General features: G+C 54.3%; 3 protein-coding genes. 2 read left to right on the plus strand and 1 reads right to left on the minus strand.

The window, feature by feature from the left end:
• Positions 1 to 1,806: aldehyde ferredoxin oxidoreductase C-terminal domain-containing protein (locus Q7V48_11450; GenBank protein ID MDO9211342.1), on the plus strand; the 1,806-nt coding region annotated here is incomplete at its 5' end.
• A 132-nt stretch (positions 1,807 to 1,938) separates the two neighbouring features.
• Positions 1,939 to 2,205: a MoaD/ThiS family protein gene (locus tag Q7V48_11455; GenBank protein ID MDO9211343.1), complete on the plus strand. Its 267-nt coding sequence runs from the start codon at positions 1,939 to 1,941 to the stop codon at positions 2,203 to 2,205.
• Between the two features lie 92 nt (positions 2,206 to 2,297).
• Here Q7V48_11455 and Q7V48_11460 read toward each other — a convergent pair.
• Positions 2,298 to 3,238, minus strand: a 941-nt coding sequence (locus Q7V48_11460; GenBank protein ID MDO9211344.1) for an ATP-binding cassette domain-containing protein, incomplete at its 5' end; no start/stop codon positions are given.

Raw genomic sequence — 3,238 nt, forward strand, 5'->3', positions numbered from 1 at the left:
GATCTGAGCAAGGGGGAAATCAAAGAGGAAGAACTCCCCGACGCAATATTGAAAAAGTATGTTGGCGGAACTGGAATAGGAGCCCGATATCTTTATGACGAAGTTCCTTCGGGAGTAGAATGGAACGATCCGAATAACCGGATCATCATCTTTTCCGGGCCTCTGGGAGCAACAAGGATCTCGGGGACCGGAACCTTTTCTGTTATAACAAAAGGACCTATGACCAACCTGGCGGGATGTTCTCAAGCTAACGGTCTTTTCGGGGCTTATCTCAAACTGGCCGGTTTTGATGGAATTGTAGTGCAAGGAGCTGCTTCCCACTTGGTCTATCTTTTTATCCACGACGGGAAAGCCGAAATCCGCGATGCCCGACATCTGCAAGGCAAAGGGACTTTTGAGAGCGAAGAGATTTTACGTAAAGAATTGGGCCTGGGCCATCGGGGAAGCATCCAGTGTATTGGACCAGCAGGAGAAAACCTGGTCCGTTTTGCCATGATCTCCGGCGATGGGGGCCATGTGGTTGCCCACAACGGCATGGGAGCCGTTATGGGGTCGAAACGTCTCAAGGCCATCGTAGTGGCCCGGGGCCAGGCGGAAATTCCCGTGAAAGATAAAAAGGCGGTAGAAAGATTGACCCGCGAATTACACGAAGATGCTAAAACCAAAGGGTCAAAACGGATTTACGAATTTGGAACGGGCGGGGGATTTTCAGGAGCCGCCCTCGGGGGATGGCTGCCGGTGAAGAACTACACCACCAACCTATTCCCGGAACATGCGCAATTTGACGGCCAGTACCTTCGCACCCATTTTAAAATGAAGCATAACCCCTGCTGGGCCTGCCAGCTGCGCCATTGTAAAACCTGTGAGGTCACCGAAGGACCTTACGCCGGCTTTGTGGGGGAAGAGCCGGAATACGAGGGGCTGGCCACCTGGGGGCCGGTAATCGGGAACAAGGACTCGGGAGCTGCCGTTATGCTCAACCGCTTTAACGACCAGATGGGTATGGACCTGAACGAAGCCGGGTGGACGATTGGCTGGGCCATGGAATGTTACGAAAAAGGAGTTGTCAGCAAGAAAGACCTGGACGGCCTGGATTTAACGTGGGGCAACGTGGAGGCGGTCAAGGCGATTTTGGAGCGGATTGCCCACCGGCGGGGTATTGGGGATCTCCTGGCAGAAGGGGTGAAGAGGGCTTCGGAGAAAATCGGGGGAGAAGCGGTCAATTGGGCCATCTACACCCATACCGGAGCCGCGCCCAGAAGTCATGATCACCGCGGCCGTTGGTGTGAGATGTTGGATACTTGTGTATCCAACACGGGAACCATTGAGGCTACCCGCGGCGGGGTTTTCCCGGAACGGTTGGGGTATCCTCCTGTATTCGAAAAATTCTCTCCCTGGGAAGTGGCGGCGATCAATGCCAAGGAGAACGGCTGGCTGCAGTTCGTGGACTGCCTGGGGATATGCGCTTTCTGCTGCCCGAATCGGGAATTAACCGTGCAATGCACCAATGCGGTAACGGGATGGGATCTTGATTTGCAAAGTGCCACCCGCATCGGCCTGCGGATCGTCCACCTCCTGCGGGTCTTCAATTTCCGCCACGGGCTGAAGCCCGAGATGGAGCGACCTTCCGTCCGCTATAGCGAGACGCCCAAGGATGGCCCGGTCAAAGGAAGACCAATCCAGCCCTACTTCGATTTTATGGTCCGCACCTACCGGGAATTGATGGGCTGGGACCCGGAGACGGGAAGGCCACTTCCGCAGACTCTCAAGTCTGTGGGGTTGGAGGAACTCATCGAGAAGTTCTAAATGACTGATCCACATCAGAATTGTTGGAAAGTTGGTGCTTGAGATTTGGAATTTAACACCAATTTCGCCATGGAAAAGTAAGCAAAAGGATTTCCTTGCTTGATCCCTCCAAAGGTCAGATTAGAATTGTGGATGGCTGACCGCCTCGGTTTTGATCAGCCGGGGCCCGTCATCCTGGAGGAACCGGTGGAAGAAGGGGAGTCCTTGCGTTCCCTCCTGACCCGTCTGGCTGGAAGGTTCAGCCATTTCTCCGAAGCCTTATTCGACCCCGAAACCCAGAGCCTATCCAGTGAAGTAAGCCTGCTGATCAATAATCACATTGATCTTTCTCAGGGGATGGATACAAAGCTGAAGGATGGAGATCAGATCCTCTTTCTGCCGATCCTGGCCGGAGGGTAAAGAAGTATAGCGCAGAGAGCATGGCGCAGAGCGTTTAGGGATCCCTGTTGGTAATACTTCGCGCTATGCGCTATGCGCCTGGCGCTCTGCTTTTAAAGCAGGGCTCGTTCATCCCGGATGTCAAAGAAGTTCATGTTTTCCGGGTTCGGCTTGAGGCAGAGTTTGGCATGGGGTTTGGCTTTGGTGCTGGGATCAGCCCGGGCAATCAGGGACTGGTCTCCAGCTTTCACATCCAGGAAGACTTCGTTTCCCAAGGGCTCCATCACCTCGACCACGACATCGATCGTTTCCCCAGGAACCGAGCAAGGCGCTTCCGGTAAATCCGCAGGCCGAATGCCAAAGATCACTCGTTTCTCGGTGTAGCTCTTCAGCTTGGCTGCTTTCTCCTCGGGAATTTTTAGCTTGAAACCCTCGGCTTGAAAAAAGAGTCCACCCTGCTCGGACAAAAAGTTGCCTTCTACAAAGTTCATGGCAGGACTGCCGATGAACCCGGCGACGAATTTGTTCGCCGGATGAAAATAGAGTTCCAGGGGAGCCCCCACCTGTTGCTTCAACCCATCCTTCATGACCACGATCCGGTCCCCCATGGTCATAGCCTCCACCTGGTCATGAGTCACGTAAATAATGGTGGTTTGCAAACGCTCGTGAAGCTTTTTTAATTCTACGCGCATTTGGACCCGCAGTTTGGCGTCCAGGTTGGAAAGGGGTTCGTCGAAAAGGAAGACTTTGGGCTTGCGAACGATGGCTCGGCCCACGGCTACCCTTTGCCTTTGCCCGCCGGAAAGGGCTTTGGGTTTGCGGGCCAAAAGCTCACCGATGTTCAAAACCTCGGCCGCTTCCTTGACCCGCTGGTTGATCTCCTCTTTGGGAAACTTGCGCAGGGTCAAGCCAAAGGCCATGTTCTGATAGACCGTCATATGCGGGTAGAGCGCATAGTTCTGGAACACCATGGCGATATCGCGTTCTTTCGGCGCGACGCGGTTGACCACGCGTTCGCCGATTGCGATTTCGCCGCGCGAAATGCCTTCCAGCC

The organism is Deltaproteobacteria bacterium, from assembly GCA_030654105.1.
Taxonomy (GTDB): domain Bacteria; phylum Desulfobacterota; class SM23-61; order SM23-61; family SM23-61; genus JAHJQK01.